This window comes from Streptomyces sp. NBC_00554, assembly GCF_041431135.1.
GTDB lineage: Bacteria > Actinomycetota > Actinomycetes > Streptomycetales > Streptomycetaceae > Streptomyces.
In genome coordinates, this window is sequence record NZ_CP107799.1 from 3,186,129 (window position 1) to 3,209,284 (window position 23,156).

At 68.9% G+C, this 23,156-nt stretch carries 24 protein-coding genes; 8 read left to right on the forward strand and 16 right to left on the reverse strand.

What is annotated here, in order from left to right:
- Nucleotides 1-9 precede the first annotated feature (9 nt).
- Together OG266_RS13625 and OG266_RS13630 are read left to right on the forward strand one after the other, a co-directional pair.
- Nucleotides 10-1,224, forward strand: coding sequence for an ATP-binding cassette domain-containing protein (locus OG266_RS13625; protein ID WP_371545835.1), 1,215 nt, complete (start codon nt 10-12; stop codon nt 1,222-1,224).
- Entirely contained in the window at nt 1,221-2,060 is an 840-nt protein-coding gene (locus OG266_RS13630) for an ABC transporter permease (RefSeq protein ID WP_266454184.1), read from the forward strand. The genes OG266_RS13625 and OG266_RS13630 overlap by 4 nt, the downstream gene beginning before the upstream one ends.
- Nucleotides 2,061-2,092: 32 nt before the next feature.
- On the opposite strand, the gene OG266_RS13635 is transcribed toward OG266_RS13630, so the two are convergent.
- Entirely contained in the window at nt 2,093-2,425 is a 333-nt protein-coding gene (locus OG266_RS13635) for an ATP/GTP-binding protein (protein WP_266454186.1), read from the reverse strand.
- Nucleotides 2,426-2,645: 220 nt separating this feature from the next.
- Between OG266_RS13635 and OG266_RS13640 the strand changes: the two genes are divergently transcribed.
- A complete protein-coding gene (locus OG266_RS13640; protein WP_266454188.1) occupies nt 2,646-3,674 on the forward strand; it encodes an LLM class flavin-dependent oxidoreductase in 1,029 nt (342 codons plus the stop codon).
- Between the two features lie 105 nt (nt 3,675-3,779).
- On the opposite strand, the gene OG266_RS13645 is transcribed toward OG266_RS13640, so the two are convergent.
- On the reverse strand, nt 3,780-4,172 hold the full coding sequence (locus OG266_RS13645) for an SCO5389 family protein (RefSeq protein WP_266454190.1): 393 nt from the start codon (nt 4,170-4,172) through the stop codon (nt 3,780-3,782).
- 243 nt (nt 4,173-4,415) lie between these two features.
- On the opposite strand from OG266_RS13645, the gene nucS reads away from it, so the two are divergent.
- Entirely contained in the window at nt 4,416-5,087 is a 672-nt protein-coding gene (gene nucS, locus OG266_RS13650) for an endonuclease NucS (RefSeq protein WP_266454192.1), read from the forward strand.
- A gap of 63 nt (nt 5,088-5,150) precedes the next feature.
- On the opposite strand, the gene OG266_RS13655 is transcribed toward nucS, so the two are convergent.
- From OG266_RS13655 to OG266_RS13665, 3 genes are all read right to left on the reverse strand, one after another.
- Entirely contained in the window at nt 5,151-7,649 is a 2,499-nt protein-coding gene (locus tag OG266_RS13655; protein ID WP_371545836.1) for an ATP-binding protein, read from the reverse strand.
- Nucleotides 7,650-7,919: 270 nt separating this feature from the next.
- Nucleotides 7,920-8,243: an STAS domain-containing protein gene (locus OG266_RS13660; protein WP_261707178.1), complete on the reverse strand. Its 324-nt coding sequence runs from the start codon at nt 8,241-8,243 to the stop codon at nt 7,920-7,922.
- A gap of 176 nt (nt 8,244-8,419) precedes the next feature.
- A complete protein-coding gene (locus OG266_RS13665; protein ID WP_371545838.1) occupies nt 8,420-9,268 on the reverse strand; it encodes a 3-hydroxyacyl-CoA dehydrogenase family protein in 849 nt (282 codons plus the stop codon).
- 289 nt (nt 9,269-9,557) lie between these two features.
- Here OG266_RS13665 and OG266_RS13670 point away from each other — a divergent pair, with 289 nt between their 5' ends.
- On the forward strand, nt 9,558-10,130 hold the full coding sequence (locus OG266_RS13670) for a cob(I)yrinic acid a,c-diamide adenosyltransferase (protein ID WP_371545839.1): 573 nt from the start codon (nt 9,558-9,560) through the stop codon (nt 10,128-10,130).
- On the opposite strand, the gene OG266_RS13675 is transcribed toward OG266_RS13670, so the two are convergent.
- Nucleotides 10,047-10,661 carry a hypothetical protein gene (locus tag OG266_RS13675; protein ID WP_371545841.1) on the reverse strand — a complete coding sequence of 205 codons (615 nt, stop codon included), beginning with the start codon at nt 10,659-10,661 and terminating at the stop codon, nt 10,047-10,049. The genes OG266_RS13670 and OG266_RS13675 overlap by 84 nt on opposite strands.
- A 152-nt stretch (nt 10,662-10,813) precedes the next feature.
- Here OG266_RS13675 and OG266_RS13680 point away from each other — a divergent pair, with 152 nt between their 5' ends.
- From OG266_RS13680 to OG266_RS13690, 3 genes are all read left to right on the forward strand, one after another.
- Entirely contained in the window at nt 10,814-12,037 is a 1,224-nt protein-coding gene (locus tag OG266_RS13680) for a sensor histidine kinase (protein WP_371545843.1), read from the forward strand.
- Nucleotides 12,034-12,675 (forward strand): response regulator, encoded by a 642-nt coding sequence (locus OG266_RS13685; RefSeq protein WP_371545845.1) that lies wholly within the window; start codon nt 12,034-12,036, stop codon nt 12,673-12,675. Before OG266_RS13680 ends, OG266_RS13685 begins: the two co-directional genes overlap by 4 nt.
- A gap of 104 nt (nt 12,676-12,779) precedes the next feature.
- Entirely contained in the window at nt 12,780-14,624 is a 1,845-nt protein-coding gene (locus OG266_RS13690) for a glycoside hydrolase family 18 chitinase (RefSeq protein ID WP_329545450.1), read from the forward strand.
- 18 nt (nt 14,625-14,642) lie between these two features.
- On the opposite strand, the gene OG266_RS13695 is transcribed toward OG266_RS13690, so the two are convergent.
- The 10 genes from OG266_RS13695 to OG266_RS13740 all read right to left on the reverse strand — a co-directional run bounded on the left by OG266_RS13695 (nt 14,643) and on the right by OG266_RS13740 (nt 23,042).
- Entirely contained in the window at nt 14,643-15,089 is a 447-nt protein-coding gene (locus OG266_RS13695) for a DUF2550 domain-containing protein (RefSeq protein WP_266454203.1), read from the reverse strand.
- A 138-nt stretch (nt 15,090-15,227) separates the two neighbouring features.
- Nucleotides 15,228-15,602, reverse strand: a complete 375-nt coding sequence (locus OG266_RS13700) for a F0F1 ATP synthase subunit epsilon (protein WP_266454205.1) — start codon at nt 15,600-15,602, stop codon at nt 15,228-15,230.
- Nucleotides 15,603-15,745: 143 nt separating this feature from the next.
- Nucleotides 15,746-17,182: a F0F1 ATP synthase subunit beta gene (gene atpD / locus OG266_RS13705; protein WP_266454206.1), complete on the reverse strand. Its 1,437-nt coding sequence runs from the start codon at nt 17,180-17,182 to the stop codon at nt 15,746-15,748.
- Entirely contained in the window at nt 17,182-18,096 is a 915-nt protein-coding gene (locus OG266_RS13710) for a F0F1 ATP synthase subunit gamma (RefSeq protein ID WP_266454207.1), read from the reverse strand. Before OG266_RS13710 ends, atpD begins: the two co-directional genes overlap by 1 nt.
- Nucleotides 18,097-18,116: 20 nt before the next feature.
- On the reverse strand, nt 18,117-19,709 hold the full coding sequence (atpA, locus tag OG266_RS13715) for a F0F1 ATP synthase subunit alpha (RefSeq protein WP_266454209.1): 1,593 nt from the start codon (nt 19,707-19,709) through the stop codon (nt 18,117-18,119).
- A gap of 130 nt (nt 19,710-19,839) precedes the next feature.
- The gene (locus OG266_RS13720; protein WP_371545848.1) at nt 19,840-20,661 is read right to left on the reverse strand and encodes a F0F1 ATP synthase subunit delta; all 822 of its coding nucleotides are present in this window, start codon (nt 20,659-20,661) and stop codon (nt 19,840-19,842) included.
- Entirely contained in the window at nt 20,658-21,203 is a 546-nt protein-coding gene (locus OG266_RS13725) for a F0F1 ATP synthase subunit B (protein WP_371545850.1), read from the reverse strand. Before OG266_RS13725 ends, OG266_RS13720 begins: the two co-directional genes overlap by 4 nt.
- A 41-nt stretch (nt 21,204-21,244) precedes the next feature.
- A complete protein-coding gene (locus OG266_RS13730) occupies nt 21,245-21,481 on the reverse strand; it encodes a F0F1 ATP synthase subunit C (RefSeq protein WP_067273352.1) in 237 nt (78 codons plus the stop codon).
- Between the two features lie 76 nt (nt 21,482-21,557).
- On the reverse strand, nt 21,558-22,379 hold the full coding sequence (gene atpB, locus OG266_RS13735) for a F0F1 ATP synthase subunit A (RefSeq protein ID WP_266454218.1): 822 nt from the start codon (nt 22,377-22,379) through the stop codon (nt 21,558-21,560).
- Between the two features lie 225 nt (nt 22,380-22,604).
- Nucleotides 22,605-23,042, reverse strand: a complete 438-nt coding sequence (locus OG266_RS13740) for a hypothetical protein (RefSeq protein ID WP_266454222.1) — start codon at nt 23,040-23,042, stop codon at nt 22,605-22,607.
- Nucleotides 23,043-23,156 lie beyond the last annotated feature (114 nt).

Sequence of the window (23,156 nt, forward strand, 5' to 3'; positions counted from 1 at the left end):
GTGCGGAGCATGATCGAGGCAGTCGGCCTGACGAAGCGCTATGGCGCCAAGACAGCCGTGTACAACCTTTCCTTCCAGGTGAGGCCAGGTGCCGTCACCGGCTTCCTCGGGCCCAACGGCTCGGGCAAGTCGACGACGATGCGGATGATCCTCGGCCTCGACAACCCCAGCGCCGGGCAGGTGACGATCGGCGGCTTCCCCTACCGCAAGCTGCCGAACGCACCCCGCCAGGTCGGCGCGCTCCTCGACGCCAAGGCCGTGCACGGCGGCCGGCACGCCCGCAACCACCTCCTCTGCCTCGCCCAGCTGTCCGGCATCCCGGCCCGCCGCGTGGACGAGGTACTGGGCGTGGTGGGCCTCCAGGACGTGGCCCGAAAGCGCTCCAAGGGCTTCTCACTCGGCATGGGCCAGCGGCTCGGCATCGCGGCCGCGCTGCTCGGCGACCCGCAGGTGCTGCTCTTCGACGAGCCGGTCAACGGCCTCGACCCCGAGGGCATCCTCTGGGTCCGCAACCTGATGAAGTCGCTCGCGGCGGAGGGCCGCACCGTCTTCGTCTCCTCGCACCTGATGAGCGAGATGGCGCTGACCGCCGACCACCTGATCGTGATCGGCCGCGGCCAGCTGCTCGCGGACAGCAACATCAAGGACTTCATCTCGCACAACTCGGCCGACTTCGCCCGGGTCCGCACCCCGGACACCGAGCCGCAGCAGCGCGAGAAGCTGACGTCCGCGCTGACCGAGGCGGGCGGCCAGGTGCTGCCCGAGCAGGACGGCGCGCTGCGTGTGATGGGCCTGCGGCTGCCGCAGATCAGCGACCTCGCGCACTCCGCCGACGTACGCCTGTGGGAGCTGTCGCCGCACCAGGCCTCGCTGGAGGAGGCGTACATGCGGATGACACAGGGCGCCGTCGACTACCGCTCGACCATCGACCAGAAGGCCGGGCTCCAGCAGCAGCTGCCGCCGGGCGCGATGCCCCCGCAGATGCAGATGCCGGTGGCGGGTCAGGGCCAGCCGGGCTGGTACGCACCGCCGCCGCCCCAGCAGGGCGGACAGCCGTTCGCGATGCCGCAGGGCCAGCCGGGACCGTACGGCCCGCCCGGCGCGGCTCAGCCCGGCCCGTACGGCGCTCCGGGCGCCCCCGGTGCCCCGGCCGCCAACCCGTACGCCCAGGCCGCGCCCCAGGCCGCCGCCCCCGACCTGAACAAGCCCGAGGACGCCCGATGAGCACGCCCCAGCCCCCGATGCCGCAGCAGGCCGCGCCCAACTGGCAGGCGGCGCCCGGCTCTTCGTACACCTCGCCGATCCCGGTCACGCCCACTCACCTGGGCCACGCGCTCGCCTCCGAGTGGACGAAGATCAAGTCGGTGCGCTCCACGATGTGGACGCTCGGTGTCTTCCTCGTCCTGGTCGTCGGCATCGGCTTCCTGGTCGCCGTGCAGACCACCGACGAGGACTTCGGCGACGTCCCGTACACGATCCCGGCCTTCTTCGGGCTGATCCTCGGACAGATCTGCCTGATCACGCTGGGCGTGCTCGTGGTCTCGTCCGAGTACGGCACCGGCATGATCCGCACGACGTTCACCGCCTCGCCGCAGCGGCACCGGGTGCTCACCGCGAAGCTGATCATCTTCTTCGCGGTGGCGTTCGTCGTGTCGGCCTTCGCGATCGGCCTGGTCGGCCTGTTCACCTCGGGGATGCACAGCGGCGGCTCGGAGGTCTCCTGGGGCGGCACGGTGGTGATGGGTGCGCTGTACGTCTCGCTGCTCGGCACCCTCGCCCTCGCGGTGGGCTCGATGCTGCGTCACTCGGCGGGCGCGATCACCGCGATGCTCGGCCTCGTCCTTGTGCCCGCGATCATGCCCGCGTTCCTGCTGATGTCCGAGAGCCTGCAGACGATCGGCGACAAGATGCTGGAGTACAACGCTCCCAACTCCCTCGCCAAGATCTTCCACCTGGACAACGAGAACGGCACGGGCGGAGCGCAGCTCGGCCTGCTCGCCGTGGTGACGGCGGCAGCGATCGCCGGCGCGTTCGTGCTGCTCGAGCGCCGGGACGTCTGACCGGGATCTGTGACCTGGATGTGTGAAGTCGCCTAGAACCTGGGCGCGTTGCGGGACCGCTGCACCCTGGAGGTGCGGCGGTCCTTCGCGTTCCAGCAGGACTTGTGCCAGTGGCGGCGGTCGTCGACGCCCGAGTGCTCCGGCCAGGCCACCACGTGCGGGATGCCGGAGGGGATCATCTGGTCGCAGCCGGGGCAGCGATAGGTCTTGCCCTCGGAGCTCGCGCCCGCCACATGGCGCACGCTCCACTCCTCGCCCTGCCAGTTCTCCGTGGACTGAAAGCCGCCGTAGCGGCCGCCGTCCTCCGAGGACGCGCTCGGGCCGGACGAGCCGGCGTCCTTCGGACGGTTGCGACGCGGGGACACAGGACACCTCACGGAGCTATACAGGGAGCAGGGGCCAACTCCAGCCTACGCGGCACACACGGGGGTAGGCGTACTCCACCAACCCCCACAGACCGCCCTCCCATCGGCTCATTTTGCAGACAATCCGCAAATCTCTCCGAGAGGCCGTGTCCTCGGCACGTGTCGGGCGGTTATGCCGGTGGGGGAGCTCCGAGACGGAGCCAAGGAAGCAGGAAGTGCAATGCACGTTGGAAGTTTTGTACTGGCCGCCCAGTTCCCGGGCCAGGGCCAGGGGGAGGCCCTGCACCGGGCGGTGCGGTCGGCCGAGGTCGCCGAGGAGGCCGGACTCGACTCGGTCTGGCTGGCCGAGCACCACTTCGTTCCGTACGGCACCTGCCCGTCGGCGGTCACCCTCGCGGCCCTGCTGCTCGGCCGTACGCGACGGATCCGGGTCGGCACCGCGGTGAGCGTGCTGCCCACCGTGCACCCCGTGGCACTCGGCGAACAGGCGGCGCTGCTGCATGTGACGTCCGGCGGACGGTTCTCGCTGGGCGTCGGGCGCGGCGGCCCCTGGGTCGACCTGGAGGTCTTCGGCTCGGGTCTCGAGGCGTACGAGAAGGGGTTCCCGGAATCGCTCGATCTGCTGATGCGCTGGCTGCGCGAACCGTCCGTCGCCGGTGCCGGGGAGCGGTTCGGCTTCCGTGAAGTCGCCGTGGTGCCGAGGCCCTCGGAGGCGCTGAGCTGTGCGCCGGGCCCCGAGGTGGTCGTCGCCTGCACCTCACCGGCGAGTGTGCGGCTCGCGGCCGAGCGCGGACTGCCGATGCTCCTCGGGATGCATGTGGGGGACGAAGAGAAGGCCGAAATGGTAGCCCTGTGGCGGCAGTACGCGCGTGTGGCGGGGCGCCCCGCGGACGAGATCTTCGCGGCGGCCCATGTGTCGGCGGGGGTCTGCCAGATCGCGGACCGCCGCACCGACGCCGTCGAATCGCTCCTCAAAGCGATGCCGGGCTGGCTGAAGCAGGGACTTGACGCCCATGTGACGGTCGACGGCCGCGCCCGCACGATGCGGGACCCGATGGCGTACACCGAACTGCTCTGCGGGCTGCACCCGGTGGGGACTCCGCAGCTGTGCGCCGACCGGCTCGCGGCGACCTCGGAGCGCACCGGCATCTCTCGCTTCGCCCTGCTCGTGGAGGGCTCGGGGGATCTGGCGGCCACCGAGGAGAACGTACGACGCCTTGGCACCGAGGTACTCCCCCAGCTCCGGTGACCGGCCCGGGCCCGGAGGCCAACGGGCCGGTTCCGCGGGGAGCTTGCCGCCCCAGTACAAAACACCTCCCGCGTACGGAGCGGCAAGCAGTGCGGCGTCACCGCCTCAGCAGTCCCGGAACTCCGGGGACTGGTTCAGCAGCTGACTGCGGACCGAGGTGAAGCGTGCCAGCGTGTCGTCCACTGAGGTGTCCAGCGGGAACACCGCCACCCGGTGGCAGTTCTGGAAGGCCAGTCGCACTCCGAAGTGCCGCTGCAGCGCACCGCGGATCGCGTCACTCGCGAGCGCACGCAGCAGCTGGCCACGCGCCTGCTCGTCCGGCGGAGGCGTCTGGTTGTCGGCGAAGTTGCCGCCGTCCACCTTCAGCTGGGCCACCAGCGAACTGATCATCTCCCATGCGTAGGGCAGGGAGGTCCGGACGCAGTCGACGAATTCAGCTTCGTCGACCTCGCCTCGCTCGGCCTGTTCGAGTAGGGCCGGTGAGACGTCGAGCGACATGAGTTCTCCTCTCGCACCCCCAGACCTCGGGGGTTGCCGGACAGGGAAGGGAGTTCGCGATATCGAACACGCTGAGTACACGCATCGCGACCTCCTGTTTATACGGTAAGCAACGGACGGTGACGGCACCAGGAGAATGCGCACATAGCGAACTCCCACTAGGCACACAATCAGCCACTGCCGAACAGGCGTCTTCCAGGGCGAATCGCGTGGACCACTGCCCGTCGAGTAGCGTTGCGGACCATGCGTCTCGTCATTGCCCGTTGCTCCGTCGACTACGCGGGCCGGCTCACCGCCCATCTCCCGTCCGCCCCTCGCCTCATCCTCGTGAAGGCGGACGGCAGCGTCTCGATCCACGCGGACGACCGGGCCTACAAGCCCCTCAACTGGATGTCGCCGCCCTGCACCCTGAAGGAGGGTTCGGGGGACGAGGAGGGCGTCTGGACCGTCATCAACAAGGCGGGCGAGAAGCTCATCATCACGATGGAGGAGATCCTCCACGATTCCTCGCACGAACTCGGCGTGGACCCGGGCCTGATCAAGGACGGCGTGGAAGCACACCTTCAGGAACTCCTGGCGGACCGCATCGAAACGCTCGGCGAGGGCTACTCGCTGATCCGCCGCGAGTACATGACGGCCATCGGGCCCGTCGACATCCTGTGCCGGGACGCCGAGGGCAAGACCGTCGCCATCGAGATCAAGAGGCGCGGCGAGATCGACGGCGTGGAGCAACTCACGCGCTATCTCGAGCTGTTGAACCGCGACCCGCACCTCGCGCCGGTCCGCGGCATCTTCGCCGCCCAGGAGATCAAGCCCCAGGCCCGCGTCCTCGCCACCGACCGCGGCATCGGCTGCACGGTCCTGGACTACAACGCGCTGCGCGGCATCGAGGACGACAAGCTGCGGCTGTTCTGACCACTACGCGCGCGAAAGGGCCGGGTCCGCCTTCGGACCCGGCCCTTTCGCTTGCTCTGTACGTCAGATCACCTCGCCGCTGGGCGACCCGGCTTCGCTGCTGCTGACCGGAGCGCTGCTGACGCTGGTCTCCGGGGCGCTGGAAACGGTGCCGCTGGCGGAGGTCGAAGTGCTCGGCTCCGTCGACGGGGTCGGCGAGTCCGTGGGCTCGGGCGAGGTGTCCGTAGGCGTCGGCGACGTGGGCGTCGAACTGGTCGGCGGCCTCGGGGACGACGGTGTGGCCGTCGGCGACTTCGACGGACTCTTCGACGGCGACTTCGACGGCGTAGAACCGCCGGTCCCACTCGGATCATCCGAAGGCCGAGCCACATCCGTAGGCGTCGGATCGTCCGAAGTCCCGTACGTCCCGTCAGGACCCGGATCCGTCGGCGTACTCACCGCTCCCGTGCCGGAGTCCCCGTCGCCCTTCTTCGCCTTGTCCGCGCCCAGGCTGTCGTCGTCGGCGCCCTGGCTGGCCGACGGGTTGACGCCGACCTTCTCGGACGGCGGGTCGTTGCTGCCGTCCGAGGTCGCACCGAGCGTCACCACGGTGCCGAGCACGGCGACGAGGAGCGCGCCCGCGCCCGCCGCCACCAGGTTGCGCCGGGCACCGCTCACCACACGGCTCGCGACCCCGGCGCGCTTCGCCGCGGGGCCGGGCTCGGAGCGGTGGGTGACCAACGTCGAGGGTTCGCCGGACTGTTCGGCCAGGAAGGCGGCCGGTACGCCGCCCGGAGGCGACGCCGACTCCTCGTACCGGGATTCGGACACCTCCTCGCCGCCCGCCGTGCTGGCGCCCGCCGGGACGGTTCCGGAGCGGTCGGAGACCAGTGCGAGGGCGCGCCGCCCCGCGGTCGAGCCACGCTTGTCGGCGAGGGCGCCACGCAGCCCGATGGAGGCCTCGAGCTCGGAGCGGGCCCGGTCCAGCTGGCCGCCGCAGAGCGCGAGGATGCCCAACTCGTGGTGGAAGTAGGCCTGTTCGCCGACCTCGCCGGAGAGCCGGGAGGCCTCGGCGCCGGAACGCAGCGCACGCTCCCAGGCGCTCCAGTGCATGCCTGCCGCGAACGCGGGCGCTGCCGTACGTGCCAGCTGTACGGCGGCGCTCTCGTCCTGCTCGTCGAGCGGGACCGTGGTGAGCGGGACCAGGACGGTGAGCGCGGCGAGCAGGGCGTCGGCCTCGGCGCAGACCCGCTCCGGGGTCACCGAGGGATGCCCGGCCCACCAGGTGTAGTGCCGGGCCGCGGCGAACGCCCGCTCGTCGGCTCCGTCCGCGTATCCGGCGGCCTCCAGCTGGGCCTGCACACCGGCCGCGAGCCGGTAGCGGGAGCCGACCGGGGAGACCAGCGCGCAGCCCGCCAGTTCGGCGAGGGCGGCGTCCGCGTGGGTGTCGCCGACGAGCGCGGGCAGATGCGCCTGGTGCGGCACCTCGCCGCCCAGTGCGATCGCGAACCGCAGGGTGGCGCGCGCCGACTCACTGAGCCTGGAGGCGAGCAGCGAGGCGGGTGCGGCGCCCTCGGCGAGTGAGGGCAGCGGTACGTCGTGTTCGTCGCCGGCCTCGAAGGGCGCGTCCACCGGGGCGTCCTCGTAGTACCCGAACTCGTCGAAGGCGTTCGGGTCGGCGCGCAGCTGGTCGCGCTGCCGGAGCAGCGCCCCGGCCTGCATGAAGCGCAGCGGGAGGCCTTCGGACTCGAACCAGAGGTCGCCCGCCCAGTTCGACTCCTCCTCCGTCAGGATGCGTCCGACGGCCCGCTCCAGGAGTTCGAGGCCGCCACTGCGGTCGAGTCCGCCGAGGAACACCTCTTCAAGGAGGGAGTCGGTGGTCGGCGCGGGGACGTCGGGCGTCGCGGCGATCACGAAGGCACACTCGGGAGTGGCGTCGAGCAGCTCGTCGAGCGCCGCGCCGCCGAACTCCACGTCGTCCAGGACGACGACCGCGCCGATCTCGTTGACGAGCCGGAGCAGTTCGTCCCGTTCCGGCCGGTACAGGGGCGCTTCGTAGACGGCGGCGAAGAGCTCGTGCAGCAGGTCGCTCGCCGTGCGCCGGTACCCGGAGAGGCGTACGACACCGTCGGGTGCGAGGTCCGCGCAGTCGTCGGCGACGGCGTCGAGCAGGCTGGTGCGGCCCGAGCCGGAGGGGCCGGTGAGCCGTACCGAGCGCCCGCGTGCGAGGAGGCGTACGAGCCGCTCGCGCTCCTCCTGGCGCTCCAGGAGCGGCAGCCGTGGCTGCGCCGGGCCGGGCGGGACGGGCGGCTGGGCGGCGCGGCCCAGCTCGGCGCGTTCCGCCGCGCCGTACTTCGTGGGCCGCTGTGGCCGCTCCCCCGGCGGGAGGGCTTCTATCTCGCTGCCGTCGACGGGGTTGACCGTGAGCAGGAAGTCGCCCGAGACGAGCTGGACCGTGCGGGCGAGCGCCGGTGCGTGCTGCCCGAAGTCGGTCGTGAGCGGATCGCGCGGCGGACGCGAGCGAGGCGCCTGGCCGTCGTCGTCATGGCCGTACTCTTCGGATCCCCGGTTGTTCGGGTCCATGTTCCAAGCCCCCCAAAAGCGTCGTGTGCCGAGCCCCTCCCGGCCTTGCTGCACACCGCGCTGTCGCTTCTGGTCCGGTGCCCGCTCCAGGGTTTCAGTCGGCGGGCAGCCGAACCCTAAACCTTCGCACAGTATCTACGAACAGCCGGGGTACCGCGCCGCCCGAGACGTCACAGCTTCGTGAGGATTGTGCGCGGGGGGCGTTTCGTACGCCGTTGCGCGGTCCTCCCCCGTTGCCCCGTCACCCGCCCCGATCAGACCCTTGCGCGGTCAGACCCGGGGCAGCGACTCCACACCGATACCGCCCTCGATCGCGAGGATCCGGTGCAGCCTGGTGGCCACCAGGAGGCGCTGCATCTGAGGAGGTACGCCGCGCAGCACAAGCCGTCGGCCGCACCGCCCGGCGCGTCGGTGGGCCCCCATGATGACACCGAGTCCGGTGGCGTCCCAGGAGTCCAGCTCGGACAGGTCGAGCACCAGGTCGCCGGCTCCGTCGTCGACGGCCGAGTGCAGGACCGTGCGGGCGTCCGCCGCGCTGCGTACGTCGAGGCGGCCCCCGACGACCAGCTCGGCGTGGTCGCCCCTGATGTACATATGCGCTCCCCGAGAGTGCTTCTCGTACTCCGCGTCTGTCTGTGCCCCGTCTGACTGCCCGAGGGGCAGTGTGGTTGCTGCTTGTAAGCGAACCGATACCGAATTCACCTCAAGGGGTGATGCCCCAGAGGCACGTGCGGTTTCAGTGATGAACGCAGACGGGTGGTACTTGATCTTCAGTGCTTGTAGAAGCCCTGCCCGCTCTTGCGCCCGATGTCACCGGCGTCAACCATCCGGCGCATCAACTCGGGCGGCGCGAACTTCTCGTCCTGGGTCTCGGTGTAGATGTTGCTCGCGGCGTGCAGCAGGATGTCGACGCCCGTGAGGTCGGCGGTCGCCAGGGGTCCCATGGCGTGACCGAAGCCCAGCTTGCAGGCGAGGTCGATGTCCTCGGCGCTGGCCACGCCCGACTCGTACAGCTTCGTCGCCTCGACGACGAGGGCCGAGATGAGACGGGTCGTCACGAAGCCGGCCACGTCACGGTTGACGACGATGCAGGTCTTGCCGACGGACTCGGCGAACTCCCGCGCGGTGGCGAGGGTTTCGTCGCTCGTCTTGTAGCCGCGGACCAGCTCGACGAGCTGCATCATCGGCACCGGCGAGAAGAAGTGGACGCCGACGACCCGCTCCGGGCGGGCGGTGGCCGCCGCGATCTTCGTGATCGGGATCGCGGAGGTGTTGGAGGCGAGCACGGCGCTGTCGCGGACGATGCTGTCGAGCGTCCGGAAGATCTCGTGCTTGACCTCCAGCTTCTCGAAGACGGCCTCGACGACGATGTCGGCGGCGGCGGCGGCGTCCAGATCGGTGGTGGTCGTGATGCGCGCGAGCGCCGCGTCCGCGTCGGCGGCTTCCAGCTTGCCCTTGCTCACGAACTTGTCGTACGAGGTCCTGATGCCGTCGATGCCACGCTTCAGCGCCTCGTCGGTGACATCGCGCAGGACGACGTCCCAGCCCGCCTGCGCGGAGACCTGGGCGATTCCGGACCCCATGAGTCCGGCTCCGATGACGGCGAGCTTCCGTGCCACTCCGACTCCCCTTAACACGCTGTTCAAGTTGCTTCTCCGGCGGACCCTAGCGCTCGTGAGGGCCTGTGTGACTGCTTAGTAATGCGCGTCACGTCTCAACAGACGGACATCACACCGGATGGCTCACCCAGCGTCCCCCGGCGCGCAGTTGAGTACCTTCTGACGCGGTAGGTCCCTCATGTCGTCGGGGAGCCCGAGCACTTCGCGTGGCACTTCGTCCGGATTGCGCCCGCCGTGACGGTGGGCACACGTGTCGGCCAGGAGGCCGGAGCGTAACTACGCTGGGCACATGGTCAATCTGACGCGCATCTACACCAGGACCGGCGACCAGGGCACCACCGCCCTCGGCGACATGAGCCGGGTCGCCAAGACCGACCTGCGGATCTCCGCGTACGCGGACGCCAACGAGGCGAACGCGGTGATCGGGACGGCCATCGCGCTCGGCGGGCTCGACGAGGAGGTCGGCACGGTCCTCACCCGCGTGCAGAACGACCTGTTCGACGTGGGCGCGGACCTGTCGACGCCCGTGGTCGAGGACCCGAAGTTCCCGCACCTGCGGGTCGAGCAGTTCTACGTCGACAAGCTGGAGGCGGACTGCGACCGCTTCAACGAGCGGCTGGAGAAGCTCCGCTCCTTCATCCTGCCGGGCGGAACCCCGGGGGCGGCCCTGCTCCACCAGGCCTGCACCGTCGTACGCCGGGCGGAGCGCTCCACCTGGGCCGCGCTTGAGGTACACGGCGAGGAGATGAACCCGCTCACCGCGACCTACCTCAACCGGCTATCGGACCTGCTCTTCATCCTTGCCCGGACGGCGAACAAGGACGTCGGGGACGTGCTCTGGGTCCCGGGCGGGGAGCGCTGACGCCGGCCGCTTCTTCGGCCAGATGGTGTACGTCAGCGCGATGATGCCGTGGATGCCTGCGGTCCTGAGCGCGATCCACTGGAAGGACCGCAACGACGAGGTGTCGCCGTCGCCGACGTACCAGACCGCGGCCTGCAGCAGCGCGCACGCGACCGCGGCCATCAGGACCGTACGGAGCCACAGGCGGCCCTCGTGCCGGGCGCGCGCCGTCCCGTAGCGCGGGGGCTTCGGCGGGCGCGGGGCCCCGGCCAGGCGGTGGGCGGCGTGGCCGTCGAGCCAGCGGATCGTGTAGTGGCCGTACGCCACCGTGAAGCCGATGTACAGCGCCGCCAGGCCGTGCTCCCAGCTCGGCTCGGCGCCGTTCCTCAGGTCGACCGCCGTCACGACGAAGAGGACCAGTTCGAGCACGGGCTCGCAGAGCAGGAGCACCACACTCGTGCGGCGCCACTTCAGCAGGTAGCGGACGGCCAGGCCCGCGGCCAGCAGCACCCAGAAGCCGACTTCGCAGGCGATGATCAGTGCGACGATCACGGTTCGCTCCTCTCGGTCACCTTTCCAGCCTCCCGGCGGCGCGGGCCCGGATCGTCGTCGCCAGTGACGAAGTCGCACTGCATCCTTCGATGTAGCCGCGGACCGTCCCCCGGCATCAGGCGACGAGCACCTACGCCGTGTTGGATGGAGTCATGGCCGTACGACTCCCCCGCCCCCATCGAGACGACGTGCGGATCGCGCTCGGCGGCCTGCTCGGCGGGCTCCTGCTGTACGCCGTCGGCCTCGGCGTCCGGCCGGCGGACGAGCCGATCGTGCTGTGGCCGGACAGCCGCGCGCTGCTCCTGCCGCTCGTCGTGATGGCGGGCTGCGAGCTGCTGCGCCGGGCCATGCCGCGTACGGCCCTCCTGATCGGCACGGCCGCGGTGACCGCCGATCTCTTCACGCGCGGCAGCCTGGCCACCGTCCTGATGTTCACCGACCTCATGTACGCGGCGGTGCTGTACGGCAAAGCGGCCACCGCCCGGCGCATCCTCTGGATCACCGGGCTGTTCACGGTGGCCGGCACGGTCGTACCCGTCGCGGTCTGGCGCGTGCCGGAGGCGCTGCTGGTCGGGGTGGGTGTGGGCCTGGTGGCGCTGACGCCCGCGGCCACCGGCTGGATCGTCCGCAACCACCGCGACACGGCAGCCGCGGAACGCCTGCGGGCCGAACAGACCGCCCTGCTCGCGGAGATCGACCGCACCCAGGCGGTCACCGCCGAACGGGCGCGCATGGCACGGGAGTTGCACGACATGGTCGCCAACCACCTGTCCGCGATCGCCATCCACTCCACGGCCGCCCTCTCGCTCGACGACCCGAAGACCTCGAAGGACGCCCTCGCCGTCATCCGTGAGAACAGCGTCGAGGGGCTCGCCGAGATGCGCCGGCTGATCGGGATCCTGCGCGACGAGAGCGGCGACCTGGAGCCCACCGCGGCGCCCACCCTCGACGGTCTGGAGTCCCTGGTGGTGAGCGCCCGCACCAACGGGCTCGACGTCACGTTCGACGCCGATCACGAGGCCCGGCTCCCCGCCCCGGTCGAACTCGCCGCCTACCGCATCGTCCAGGAGTCCCTGACCAACGCCCTCAAGCACGCCTCCCCCGGCCACGTCACCGTCACCCTCGCCCAGCTCGACGGCGCACTCACCGTGCGGGTGACCAGCCCGTACGGCGGCCGGGTCGGGCCGCGCGCGCCCGGTTCGGGGGCCGGGCTCGTCGGGATGGAGGAGCGGGTCGCCCTGCTGGACGGGACGTTCGACGCGGGCCCCGAGGGCGCGGGCCAGGTCAAGGTCTGGACCGTGCGCGCCACCCTGCCGATCACCCACAGAACCCACAGAACCCCTGGCACCCCTGGAACCCACGGAGGAACCGAATGATCCGCGTGCTCGTCGCCGAGGATCAGTCCGCCGTACGGGCCGGACTCGTCCTCATCCTGCGCAGCGCGCCCGACATCGAGGTGGTCGGCGAGGCCGCGGACGGCGAGCAGGCGGTCGCGCTCGCCCGCCGGCTCCGGCCGGATCTGGTCCTGATGGACGTCCAGATGCCCCGGCTCGACGGAGTCTCCGCCACCCGCCAGGTCGTCGCCGAGCAGCTGGCCGACGTGCTCGTCCTCACCACCTTCGACCTCGACGAGTACGTCTTCGGGGCGCTGCGCGCGGGCGCCTCCGGGTTCCTGCTGAAGAACACCGAGGCGCGCCAACTCCTGGAAGCCGTCCGCACGGTCGCAGGCGGCGAGGGGCTGATCGCGCCCGCGGTCACCCGCCGGCTGATCGCCGAGTTCGCCGCAAGGCCCGTACGGGATCCAGGGCCCGGCCCGGAGGTCCTCGAAGCCCTCACCCGGCGCGAACGCGAGGTGCTCTCCTGCCTCGGCGAGGGGATGTCCAACGCGGAGATCGCGAGGCGCCTCGAGATGGCGGAGGCGACGGTGAAGACCCACGTCAGCCGCCTCCTGGGGAAGCTCGAGCTGCGCAGCCGGGTCCAAGCGGCGGTGCTGGCCCAGGAGTTGGGCGTGTAACAAGTAACCGCACGCATCCGCCTCAGTGGTCTGGACCTATTGACCTATGGTCCAGACCTTTCTATTGTCCTGCGCACCTCACTAAATCCCCCGGAGGACCGCGGATGCGCTTCAGAAACCGAGCCAGACAGAGAGCCGTGGCAGGTCTCACCACCCTGCTGCTCCCGTTCGCCGCCATGGTCGGCCTCGCGAGCCCCGCCCAGGCAGCCACCAGCGCCACCGCCACGTACGCCAAGACCCAGGACTGGGGCACCGGCTTCGAAGGCAAGTGGACGGTCAAGAACACCGGGACCACGAGCATCAGTTCATGGACGGTCGAGTGGGACTTCCCCTCGGGTACGTCCGTGACCTCGGCCTGGGACGCGGACGTCACGTCCTCCGGCACCCACTGGACCGCCAAGAACAAGTCCTGGAACGGCACCCTCGCAGCAGGCGCCTCCGTCTCCTTCGGCTTCAACGGCGCGGGCACCGGCGCCCCCTCCAACTGCCTTCTCAACGGCGGCTCCTGTGACGGCGGCACCACCACCCCGCCGGTCCCGGGCGACGCGCTGCCCTCCGCGCCCGGCACCCCGACCGCGTCCGCCATCACCAACACCTCGGTGAACCTGTCCTGGTCCGCGGCCACCGACGACAAGGGCATCAAGAACTACGACGTCCTGCGCGACGGCGCCACGGTCGCCACGGTGACGGGCACCTCGTACTCGAACACCGGCCTGACCGCCGGCACCACCTACTCGTACACGGTCAAGGCCCGTGACACCGCCGACCAGACCGGTCCGGCGAGCGGCGCGGTCTCCGTGACCACCACCGGCGGCACCACGACCCCGCCGACCGGCGGCAAGGTCAACCTCGGTTACTTCACCGAGTGGGGCATCTACGGCCGCAACTACCAGGTCAAGAACCTGGACACGTCCGGCTCCGCCTCGAAGATCACGCACATCAACTACTCGTTCGGGAACGTCACGAACGGGCAGTGCGTGATGAGCGACTCCTACGCCGCCACCGACAAGGCGTTCACCGCCGCCGATTCCGTCAGCGGCGTGGCCGACACGTGGGACCAGGCGCTGCGCGGCAACTTCAACCAGCTGCGCCAGCTGAAGGCCAAGTACCCGAACATCAAGGTGCTCTGGTCGTTCGGCGGCTGGACCTACTCGGGCGGCTTCGCCCAGGCCGCGGCCAACCCCACCGCCTTCGCCCAGTCCTGCAAGGCCCTGGTCGAGGACCCGCGCTGGGCCGATGTCTTCGACGGCATCGACATCGACTGGGAGTACCCGAACGCCTGCGGCCTGACCTGTGACACCTCCGGCTTCAGCTCCTTCAAGACGCTGACCTCGGCACTGCGCACGGAGTTCGGCAGCAACTACCTGGTGACCGCGGCCATCACCGCCGACGGCTCCTCCGGCGGCAAGATCGACGCGGCCGACTACGGCGGCGCCGCCCAGTACCTCAACTGGTACAACGTGATGACGTACGACTACTTCGGCGCCTTCAACCCCACCGGCCCGACCGCCCCGCACTCCCCGCTGACCTCATACACCGGCATCCCGACGGCAGGCTTCAACTCGGCCGACGCGATCGCCAAGCTCAAGTCGAAGGGCGTGCCCTCCAACAAGCTGCTGCTCGGCATCGGCTTCTACGGCCGCGGCTGGACCGGCGTCACCCAGGCCACCCCTGGCGGCACGGCGACCGGCGCGGCACCGGGCACGTACGAGGCGGGCATCGAGGACTACAAGGTCCTCAAGACGTCCTGCCCGTCCACCGGCACCATCGCCGGCACGGCGTACGCGTACTGCGGCAACAACTGGTGGAGCTACGACACCCCGGCCACCATCGGCACGAAGATGGCCTGGGCCAACGCCCAGGGTCTGGGCGGCGCGTTCTTCTGGGAGTTCAGCGGTGACACCTCGAACGGTGAACTCGTGAGCGCCATCAAGAACGGTCTCGGCTAAGCAAGTTAAGTAAGAAGATCAAGCCACATTGACGCGCTGACCGGGCGGGGCTGCTTCAAGCCACGCGAGAAATCCGGTCAGCGCGTCTTCGCTCATCGCCAGCTCGAGACGCGTACCCCTGTGCAGACAGGCGAGGATGATCGCGTCGGAGAGCAGCGCCAGCTCCTCCTCGCCCTCCGGGGCACGGCGGCCCGCCACCTCGATCGCCGAGCGTTCCAGGACGCGGCGCGGGCGGGGGGCGTAGGAGAAGACGCGGTACCACTCGATGCGGTCGCTGTTGTAACGGGCGACGCCGTAGCCCCAGCCTTTGCCGTTGGTGTCGGTCTTCTCGGGCACGTCCCAGCGCAGGCTGCAGTCGAAGGTGCCGCCGGAGCGCTGGATCAGCCGGCGGCGGAGGCCGAAGACGAACAGGCCGACCACCACGAGCGCCACTACCAAACCGCACACAGTCAGAGCGAGGACCATCGACACCGACCTCCTCGTCTCCTAGGTAAAGCAGGTAATGAAACGGAAAAAAGCACCGGCATCGCCTCAGCCGCGACCCGGTCCGGAGCAAGCTCCGGTCCTGGCCGCGGCTGAGTCACTTCCTGTCGCGCGCTGGTTTCAGTGCGTCGACACCGCTCGCAGACGGACGTCCGCGCGACGCTCGGCGGAGGCATCGCCCTCCGCCTTCGCGCGCTCGAGCTCCCGCTCCGCACGCTGGACGTCGATCTCGTCCGACAGCTCGGCGATCTCGGCCAGCAGCGACAGCTTGTTGTCCGCGAACGAGATGAAACCGCCGTGCACCGCGGCGACGACCGTTCCACCATCACTCGTACGGATGGTCACCGGGCCCGACTCCAGCACACCGAGCAGCGGCTGGTGACCGGGCATGACGCCGATGTCGCCGGACGTGGTACGCGCGACGACCAGGGTGGCCTCGCCGGACCAGACACTGCGGTCCGCGGCGACGAGCTCGACATGCAGCTCAGCAGCCAAGGTGGGCTCCTCGGGTCACCACCCGGTCGTTGCCGCCGGGTGTTGGGTCAAAGTCTAGTAGGCGTACGGGAGGGGACGGGACGCACCCCGCGAGGTGCGACCCCGCCCCCTCACCAAGAAGCAGTACTCGGTCAGGAGACCGTTCAGGAGACGCCGAGCTCCTTGGCGTTCTTCTTGAGGTCCTCAATGCCACCGCAGAGGAAGAACGCCTGCTCCGGGAAGTGGTCGTACTCGCCGTCGATGATCGCATTGAAGGCCACGATCGACTCGTCCAGCGGAACGTCCGAACCGTCGACGCCGGTGAACTGCTTGGCGACGTGGGTGTTCTGGGACAGGAAGCGCTCCACGCGACGGGCGCGGTGGACGGTGAGCTTGTCCTCCTCGCCCAGCTCGTCGATACCGAGGATCGCGATGATGTCCTGAAGGTCCTTGTACTTCTGAAGGACCGACTTGACGCGCATCGCGGCCGCGTAGTGGTCCGCCGCGATGTAGCGGGGGTCCAGGATGCGGGACGTGGAGTCCAGCGGGTCCACGGCCGGGTAGATGCCCTTCTCGGAGATCGGACGGGAGAGAACCGTCGTCGCGTCGAGGTGGGCGAACGTGGTGGCCGGGGCCGGGTCGGTCAGGTCGTCCGCGGGGACGTAGATCGCCTGCATCGAGGTGATCGAGTGACCACGGGTCGAGGTGATGCGCTCCTGGAGGAGACCCATCTCGTCGGCCAGGTTCGGCTGGTAGCCCACCGCGGAGGGCATACGGCCGAGCAGGGTCGAGACCTCGGAACCGGCCTGCGTGAAGCGGAAGATGTTGTCGATGAAGAACAGCACGTCCTGCTTCTGCACATCGCGGAAGTACTCCGCCATGGTCAGACCGGCAAGGGCCACACGGAGACGGGTGCCCGGGGGCTCGTCCATCTGACCGAAGACAAGCGCCGTCTTGTCGATGACGCCCGACTCGGACATCTCCTCGATGAGGTCGTTGCCCTCACGAGTGCGCTCGCCGACACCGGCGAACACGGAGACACCGTCGTGGTTGTTGGCGACGCGGTAGATCATCTCCTGGATGAGCACCGTCTTGCCGACACCGGCACCGCCGAACAGACCGATCTTTCCACCCTTGACGTACGGGGTGAGAAGGTCGATGACCTTGACGCCGGTCTCGAACATCTCGGTCTTCGACTCGAGCTCGTCGAAGCGCGGGGCCTTGCGGTGGATGGTCCAGCGCTCGCCCGTGTACTTCTCGTCGGAGTTCAGCACCTCACCGAGGGTGTTGAACACCTTGCCCTTGGTGAAGTCACCGACCGGGACGGAGATGCCCGCGCCGGTGTCGGTGACCGCGGCCTGGCGGACCAGACCGTCGGTGGGCTGCATGGAGATCGTGCGGACCAGGCCGTCACCCAGGTGCTGGGCGACCTCCAGGGTCAGCGTCTTCTTCTCGCCGTCCTTGGCCGGGTCGGCCACCTCGACGTGAAGGGCGTTGTAGATGTCCGGCATCGCGTCGACGGGGAACTCCACGTCGACGACCGGGCCGATGACCCGGGCGACGCGGCCCGTGGCAACGGCCGTCTCAACTGTCGTCGTCATTACTTGTCACTCCCCGCGGTCGCGTCGGCCAGGGCTGCGGAGCCACCGACGATCTCGCTGATTTCCTGGGTGATTTCGGCCTGGCGGGCCGCGTTGGCAAGACGGGAGAGCATGGTGATCAGGTCTCCCGCGTTGTCGGTCGCCGACTTCATCGCGCGGCGCGTGGCGGCGTGCTTGGAGGCAGCCGACTGGAGCAGCGCGTTGTAGATACGGCTCTCGACGTACCGCGGCAGCAGGGCGTCAAGGACGTCCTCAGCCGACGGCTCGAACTCGTACAGCGGAAGGATCTCGCCCTTGGGCGCCTCCTCCGCAACCTCTTCGAGGCGCAGCGGCAGCAGACGGCCGTCGACCGCGTTCTGCGTCATCATCGAGACGAACTCGGTGTAGACGATGTGGAGTTCATCCACGCCGCCCTCGGCCGTGTCCTTCTCGATGGCCTCGATCAGCGGACCCGCGACCTTCTTCGCGTCCGCGTAGGTGGGCTCGTCGGTGAAGCCCGACCACGATTCCACGACCTTGCGCTCGCGGAAGTTGTAGTGGGCCAGACCGCGGCGGCCGACGATGTACGTGTCGACCTCCTTGCCCTCCGCCTCAAGGCGTGCCGTCAGCCTCTCGGCAGCCTTGATGGCGTTGGAGTTGAAGGCGCCGGCCAGTCCGCGGTCGCTCGAGAGGAGGAGCACCGCGGAACGGGTCGCCGTCTCCGCCTCCGTGGTCAGCGGGTGCTTGGTGTTCGAGCCGGTGCCGACCGCCGTGACCGCGCGGGTGAGCTCGGTCGCGTACGGCGCGGAGGCCGCCACCTTGCGCTGCGCCTTGACGACACGCGAGGCGGCGATCATCTCCATCGCCTTGGTGATCTTCTTGGTCGCGGTGACGGACTTGATACGACGCTTGTAGACCCGGAGCTGGGCTCCCATGAGTCAGGTCCCTTCCGTCGTCACTTGGCCGCGGCGGCCGGAGCGTCTTCGCCGAGAAGCTTGCCGTCCGAGGTCTCGAACTGCTTCTTGAAGTCCGCGATGCCGTCCGCGATGGCGGTGAGGGTGTCGTCCGACATCTTGCCGCCCTCCTTGATGGAGGTCATGAGGCCCTGCTCCTTGCGGTGCAGGTACTCGAGCAGCTCCGTCTCGAAGCGACGGATGTCGGCGACCGGGACCTCGTCCATCTTGCCGGTGGTGGCAGCCCACACGGAGACGACCTGGTCCTCGGTGGCCATCGGCTGGTACTGAGGCTGCTTGAGCAGCTCGACCAGGCGCTGACCGCGCTCCAGCTGCGACTTCGACGCCGCGTCCAGGTCGGACCCGAAGGCGGCGAACGCCTCCAGCTCACGGTACTGGGCGAGGTCCAGACGGAGTCGGCCGGAAACCTGCTTCATCGCCTTGTGCTGGGCGGAGCCACCGACGCGGGAGACCGAGATACCGACGTTCAGGGCCGGACGCTGACCGGCGTTGAACAGGTCGGACTCCAGGAAGCACTGACCGTCGGTGATGGAGATGACGTTGGTCGGGATGAACGCCGACACGTCGTTCGCCTTGGTCTCGACGATCGGCAGACCCGTCATCGAACCGGCGCCCATGTCGTCGGAGAGCTTCGCGCAGCGCTCAAGGAGACGGGAGTGCAGGTAGAAGACGTCACCGGGGTAGGCCTCGCGCCCCGGCGGACGGCGGAGCAGCAGGGACACGGCGCGGTAGGCGTCGGCCTGCTTCGAGAGGTCGTCGAAGATGATGAGGACGTGCTTGCCCTCGTACATCCACTGCTGGCCGATGGCCGAACCGGTGTACGGCGCAAGGTACTTGAAGCCGGCCGGGTCGGACGCCGGGGCGGCGACGATGGTCGTGTACTCCAGCGCGCCGGCCTCTTCGAGGGCGCCACGCACGGAGGCGATGGTCGAACCCTTCTGACCGATGGCGACGTAGATGCAGCGGACCTGCTTCTTGGTGTCGCCCGAGCGCCAGTTGTCGCGCTGGTTGATGATCGTGTCGACGGCCAGCGCGGTCTTGCCGGTCTGACGGTCGCCGATGATCAGCTGACGCTGGCCGCGGCCGACCGGGGTCATCGCGTCGACGGCCTTGTAGCCCGTCTCCATCGGCTCGTGCACCGACTTGCGGACCATGACGCCCGGAGCCTGCAGCTCGAGGGCGCGGCGTCCGGTGGTCTCGATCTCGCCGAGGCCGTCGATCGGGTTGCCGAGCGGGTCGACGACGCGGCCGAGGTAACCCTCGCCCACGGCGACGGAGAGCACCTCACCGGTGCGCTGCACCGGCTGGCCCTCCTCGATACCGCTGAACTCGCCGAGGACGACCGCACCGATCTCGCGCTCTTCCAGGTTCAGCGCGAGACCGAGGGTTCCGTCCTCGAACCTCAGCAGTTCGTTCGCCATCGCCGAGGGGAGACCCTCGATCTTGGCAATACCGTCGCCGGCGACGGTGACCGTACCGACCTCCTCGCGCGAGGCCGCGTCCGGCTTGTACGACTGGACAAAGTTCTCCAGCGCATCCCGGATCTCCTCCGGCCGGATCGTGAGCTCCGCCATCTGGGTTCCCTGCTCTCCTTGTTGGGCCCGAAGTTTCACTTGGGGGGATGGGGACTCCCCCCTGTAAAGAGGTGAATCCTCTGCACGGCCCAACGAGGGCCGTAGGTGCGTACTACGTATGAAGTTGGGGTCAGCCGGCCATGCGGCGGCTGGCGTCCGCGAGACGGTCCGCGATCGAGCCGTTGATGAGCTCGTCGCCGACCTGCACCTGGATTCCGCCGAGGACCTCGGGGTCCACGTCGAGGTTGAGGTGCATCTGACGGCCGTAGAGCTTCGCCAGAGCGGCGCCGAGGCGCTGCTTCTGTCCGTCACTCAGCGGAACCGCGGAGGTGACGACGGCGACCATGCGGTCACGACGCTCGGCGGCGAGCTTGGACAGGGACTCGAGTCCCGCTTCCAGGCTACGTCCACGAGGCGCGGTCACAAGGCGCGTCACCAGACGCTCGGTCGTCGCGTCGGCCCGGCCGCCGAGCAGGCTGCGCAGCAGCTCGCTCTTGGCCGCGGTCGTCGCGGCACGGTCGGTCAGCGCGGCGCGCAGCCCGGTGCTGGAAGAGACGATCCGGCCGAACCGGAACAGCTCGTCCTCGACATCGTCGAGCTTGCCGGCCTGCTGCGCCGCCGTGAGGTCGGCGATGTCGGCCAGCTCTTCGAGGGCGTCCACGAGGTCACGCGACTGCGACCAGCGCGAGCGCACCAGACCGGCCACCAGATCGGCGGTCGTCCCGCTGACCTGGCTGCCGAGCAGGCGCTCGGCCAGTTCGGCCTTGGCCTCGCCGGTCTGCGACGGGTCGGTCAGGACCCGGCGCAGCGACACCTCGCGGTGCAGCAGCGCGGTCACCGCGGCCAGCTCGTCGCCGAGCTGCGCCGCGTCGACAGACGTGTTGTCCGTCAGCGCGTCGAGACGCTCACGTGCGGCTGCGGTTGCCTCGCGGCTCGCTCCGTGCGCTGTCATCGAGCCGCCTCGGCCTTCTCCTCGAGCTCGTCGAGGAAGCGGTCGATGGTGCGGCTCTGCCGGGCGTTGTCCTCGAGGGACTCGCCGACGAGCTTGCCGGCCAGGGCGGTGGCCAGCTGGCCGACGTCCTGACGCAGCGACTGAGCCGCGGCCTTGCGGTCCGCCTCGATCTGCGTGTGACCGGCGGCGATGATTTCCTCACGCTGCCGCTGGCCTTCCGCGCGCATCTCGGCGATGAGCGTGGCGCCCTGCTCCTGCGCCTCCTGGCGCAGCCGCGCGGCTTCGTGACGGGCCTCGTCGAGCTGGGACTTGTACTGCTCGAGGACGCTCTGGGCCTCGGTCTGAGCGGCCTCGGCCTTTTCGATACCGCCCTCGATGGCCTCGCGACGCTGCTCCAGAACCTTGTTGATGTTCGGGAGAAGCTTCTTGGCGAGGAAGCCGAAGACGATGACGAAGGCGATCAGGCCGATGACGAGCTCGGGGATCGGCGGGATGAGGGGACTTTCCATCTCCTCAGCCGCGACAATGAGCAGCTGGCTCATATCAGTGCCTTTCGTCTAGTGGGCTGTCGTGGATCCGACGATCACACGCCATAGACGAACGGCATGACCAGACCGATGAGCGCGAGCGCCTCACAGAAGGCGAAGCCGAGGATCTGGTTGGCGCGGATCAGGCCGGCAGCCTCGGGCTGACGAGCGAGGGCCTGGGTGCCGTTACCGAAGATGATGCCGACGCCGACGCCAGGACCGATGGCGGCGAGGCCGTAGCCGATCGAGCCGAGGGAGCCGGAGACGGCGGCGAGGGTCTCAGTGGCAGCCATGCTGATTCTTCCTTCTCTGTACGGACCGGCGGAGGTTGGCCACCGGACGCTTAGGGGGTTTTACAGGGGGGTTTGCTCAGTGGTGCTCGGCGAGCGCGCCCTGGATGAAGGTGCAGGTCAGAAGCACGAAGACGTAAGCCTGCAGGGCCTGGATGAACAGCTCGAACGCCGTCATGACAAGCACCATGACGAACGAGACGCCCGCGTAGGCGATCCCGAGGCCGTTGAGCAGGTACCAGCTGGCGATCGTGAACAGCAGCAGCAGGGTGTGGCCCGCGAACATGTTCGCGAAGAGTCGCACCGCGTGCGTGAACGGCCGGACGATCAGGTTCGAGAGCAACTCGATGCCCATGGCCAGCGGGAGAACCGGGCCCAGCGACTTGTCGTAGCCGGAGAAGTTCTTGAACGCCCCGACGAATCCGTGCCGCTTGAAGGTCAGCGAGACCCACACGATGTAGACGATCCCCGCGAGAACCGCGGGATACGAGATGATCGCCGTCACCGGGAACTGGGCGACCGGAATGATCGACCAGAGGTTCATCATCCAGACGAAGAAGAACAGCGAGACGACCAGCGGTACGTACTTCTCGCCTTCCTTCTTGCCGATCGTCTCGTAGACGACACCGCGGCGGACGAAGTCATATCCGGCCTCGGCAACCATCTGCAGCTTGCCCGGGACGACCTTCGGCTTACGGAAGGCGGCCCAGAAGAAACCGATGATGATGACGGAGCCGAGCAGCGCCAGGAGCATCGTCTTGTTGAAATAGACGCTGCTGTCCGCATCGCCCACAAGGGGCTCGAACAGGAACGAGTGCAGCCCGGGAGCGGGGAAGCCACAGCCGTCGAAGATGTGGCAGTCGGTCTCAAAGGCGAGCACCTGCGTCGGGTCAGCACTCACCGCGGGCTCCTTCAGCGTGGCGCATAGGTACGGCAACCTCGTTGTGTCGGCGCGGCGCGCAGCCGCGGTTCGGCACTGGACTGGTGTTACGGATGTGGGGGCGGCTGTGGGGCATCAAGCCTCGCGTTTGAGCAGGCGTCAGCTCAGATGCCCGCGCCCGCGATGCCGCAGTTGGCACCGGACGATAGCAGGGGTTCCTACGCTCGCTTATCCCGGCCCTACCCCTCACGACGAGTGCCCTGTCTTTTCGGGCTTGTCGCCCTTCGAAGACTCGGGTTCGACGTAGAGAATCTTGGCCTTCATCTGGGCACGCGCCTGTGCACCGATCCACGCGAGGGTGGCGGCGACGAGCGAGATGGCGAAGGCCTTGGGGTTGAACAGCGTCGTGTTCTTGAACGCGGCGACAAAGATGAACAGCAGAAGAATCTGTGCCGTGTAGAGCATCAGACCCATCGCCTGGAACAAGTGCGGAAGCGATTTGGCAGTGCGCTGCAGAACGTAGAGCCCGATGCCCATGAAGAGGATCACGACCAGCGTCGCGACGATCGCCCCGATCGCTCCCTTGCCACCGGCAACCACACCACTGACAACGGCGGCAATCGCGCCGACGGCAGCTGTGGGCACAGCGGCTTGAAGGAGAATCCGGACGTCATTGGACGGCATGGCGGCAACTCCGCTTGCTAAGGGGGGCAGGGTGTCGTCATGGACGAGCGTAATCCCGGGCTGAGAGAGAACCTCACGCCAAGGGACCGTCTCTCTCAGGTCCTTCGGCTCCGT

Bases quoted from the DNA above. Each gene is read 5' to 3' on its own strand.
- OG266_RS13625 (WP_371545835.1), top strand. From the start codon at position 10: ATGATCGAGGCAGTCGGCCTGACGAAGCGCTATGGCGCCAAGACAGCC.
- OG266_RS13630 (WP_266454184.1), top strand. From the start codon at position 1,221: ATGAGCACGCCCCAGCCCCCGATGCCGCAGCAGGCCGCGCCCAACTGG.
- OG266_RS13640 (WP_266454188.1), top strand. From the start codon at position 2,646: ATGCACGTTGGAAGTTTTGTACTGGCCGCCCAGTTCCCGGGCCAGGGC.
- OG266_RS13645 (WP_266454190.1), bottom strand. From the start codon at position 4,172: ATGTCGCTCGACGTCTCACCGGCCCTACTCGAACAGGCCGAGCGAGGC.
- nucS (WP_266454192.1), top strand. From the start codon at position 4,416: ATGCGTCTCGTCATTGCCCGTTGCTCCGTCGACTACGCGGGCCGGCTC.
- OG266_RS13655 (WP_371545836.1), bottom strand. From the start codon at position 7,649: ATGGACCCGAACAACCGGGGATCCGAAGAGTACGGCCATGACGACGAC.
- OG266_RS13660 (WP_261707178.1), bottom strand. From the start codon at position 8,243: ATGTACATCAGGGGCGACCACGCCGAGCTGGTCGTCGGGGGCCGCCTC.
- OG266_RS13670 (WP_371545839.1), top strand. From the start codon at position 9,558: ATGGTCAATCTGACGCGCATCTACACCAGGACCGGCGACCAGGGCACC.
- OG266_RS13680 (WP_371545843.1), top strand. From the start codon at position 10,814: ATGGCCGTACGACTCCCCCGCCCCCATCGAGACGACGTGCGGATCGCG.
- OG266_RS13685 (WP_371545845.1), top strand. From the start codon at position 12,034: ATGATCCGCGTGCTCGTCGCCGAGGATCAGTCCGCCGTACGGGCCGGA.
- OG266_RS13690 (WP_329545450.1), top strand. From the start codon at position 12,780: ATGCGCTTCAGAAACCGAGCCAGACAGAGAGCCGTGGCAGGTCTCACC.
- OG266_RS13695 (WP_266454203.1), bottom strand. From the start codon at position 15,089: ATGGTCCTCGCTCTGACTGTGTGCGGTTTGGTAGTGGCGCTCGTGGTG.
- atpD (WP_266454206.1), bottom strand. From the start codon at position 17,182: ATGACGACGACAGTTGAGACGGCCGTTGCCACGGGCCGCGTCGCCCGG.
- OG266_RS13710 (WP_266454207.1), bottom strand. From the start codon at position 18,096: ATGGGAGCCCAGCTCCGGGTCTACAAGCGTCGTATCAAGTCCGTCACC.
- atpA (WP_266454209.1), bottom strand. From the start codon at position 19,709: ATGGCGGAGCTCACGATCCGGCCGGAGGAGATCCGGGATGCGCTGGAG.
- OG266_RS13720 (WP_371545848.1), bottom strand. From the start codon at position 20,661: ATGACAGCGCACGGAGCGAGCCGCGAGGCAACCGCAGCCGCACGTGAG.
- OG266_RS13725 (WP_371545850.1), bottom strand. From the start codon at position 21,203: ATGAGCCAGCTGCTCATTGTCGCGGCTGAGGAGATGGAAAGTCCCCTC.
- OG266_RS13730 (WP_067273352.1), bottom strand. From the start codon at position 21,481: ATGGCTGCCACTGAGACCCTCGCCGCCGTCTCCGGCTCCCTCGGCTCG.
- OG266_RS13740 (WP_266454222.1), bottom strand. From the start codon at position 23,042: ATGCCGTCCAATGACGTCCGGATTCTCCTTCAAGCCGCTGTGCCCACA.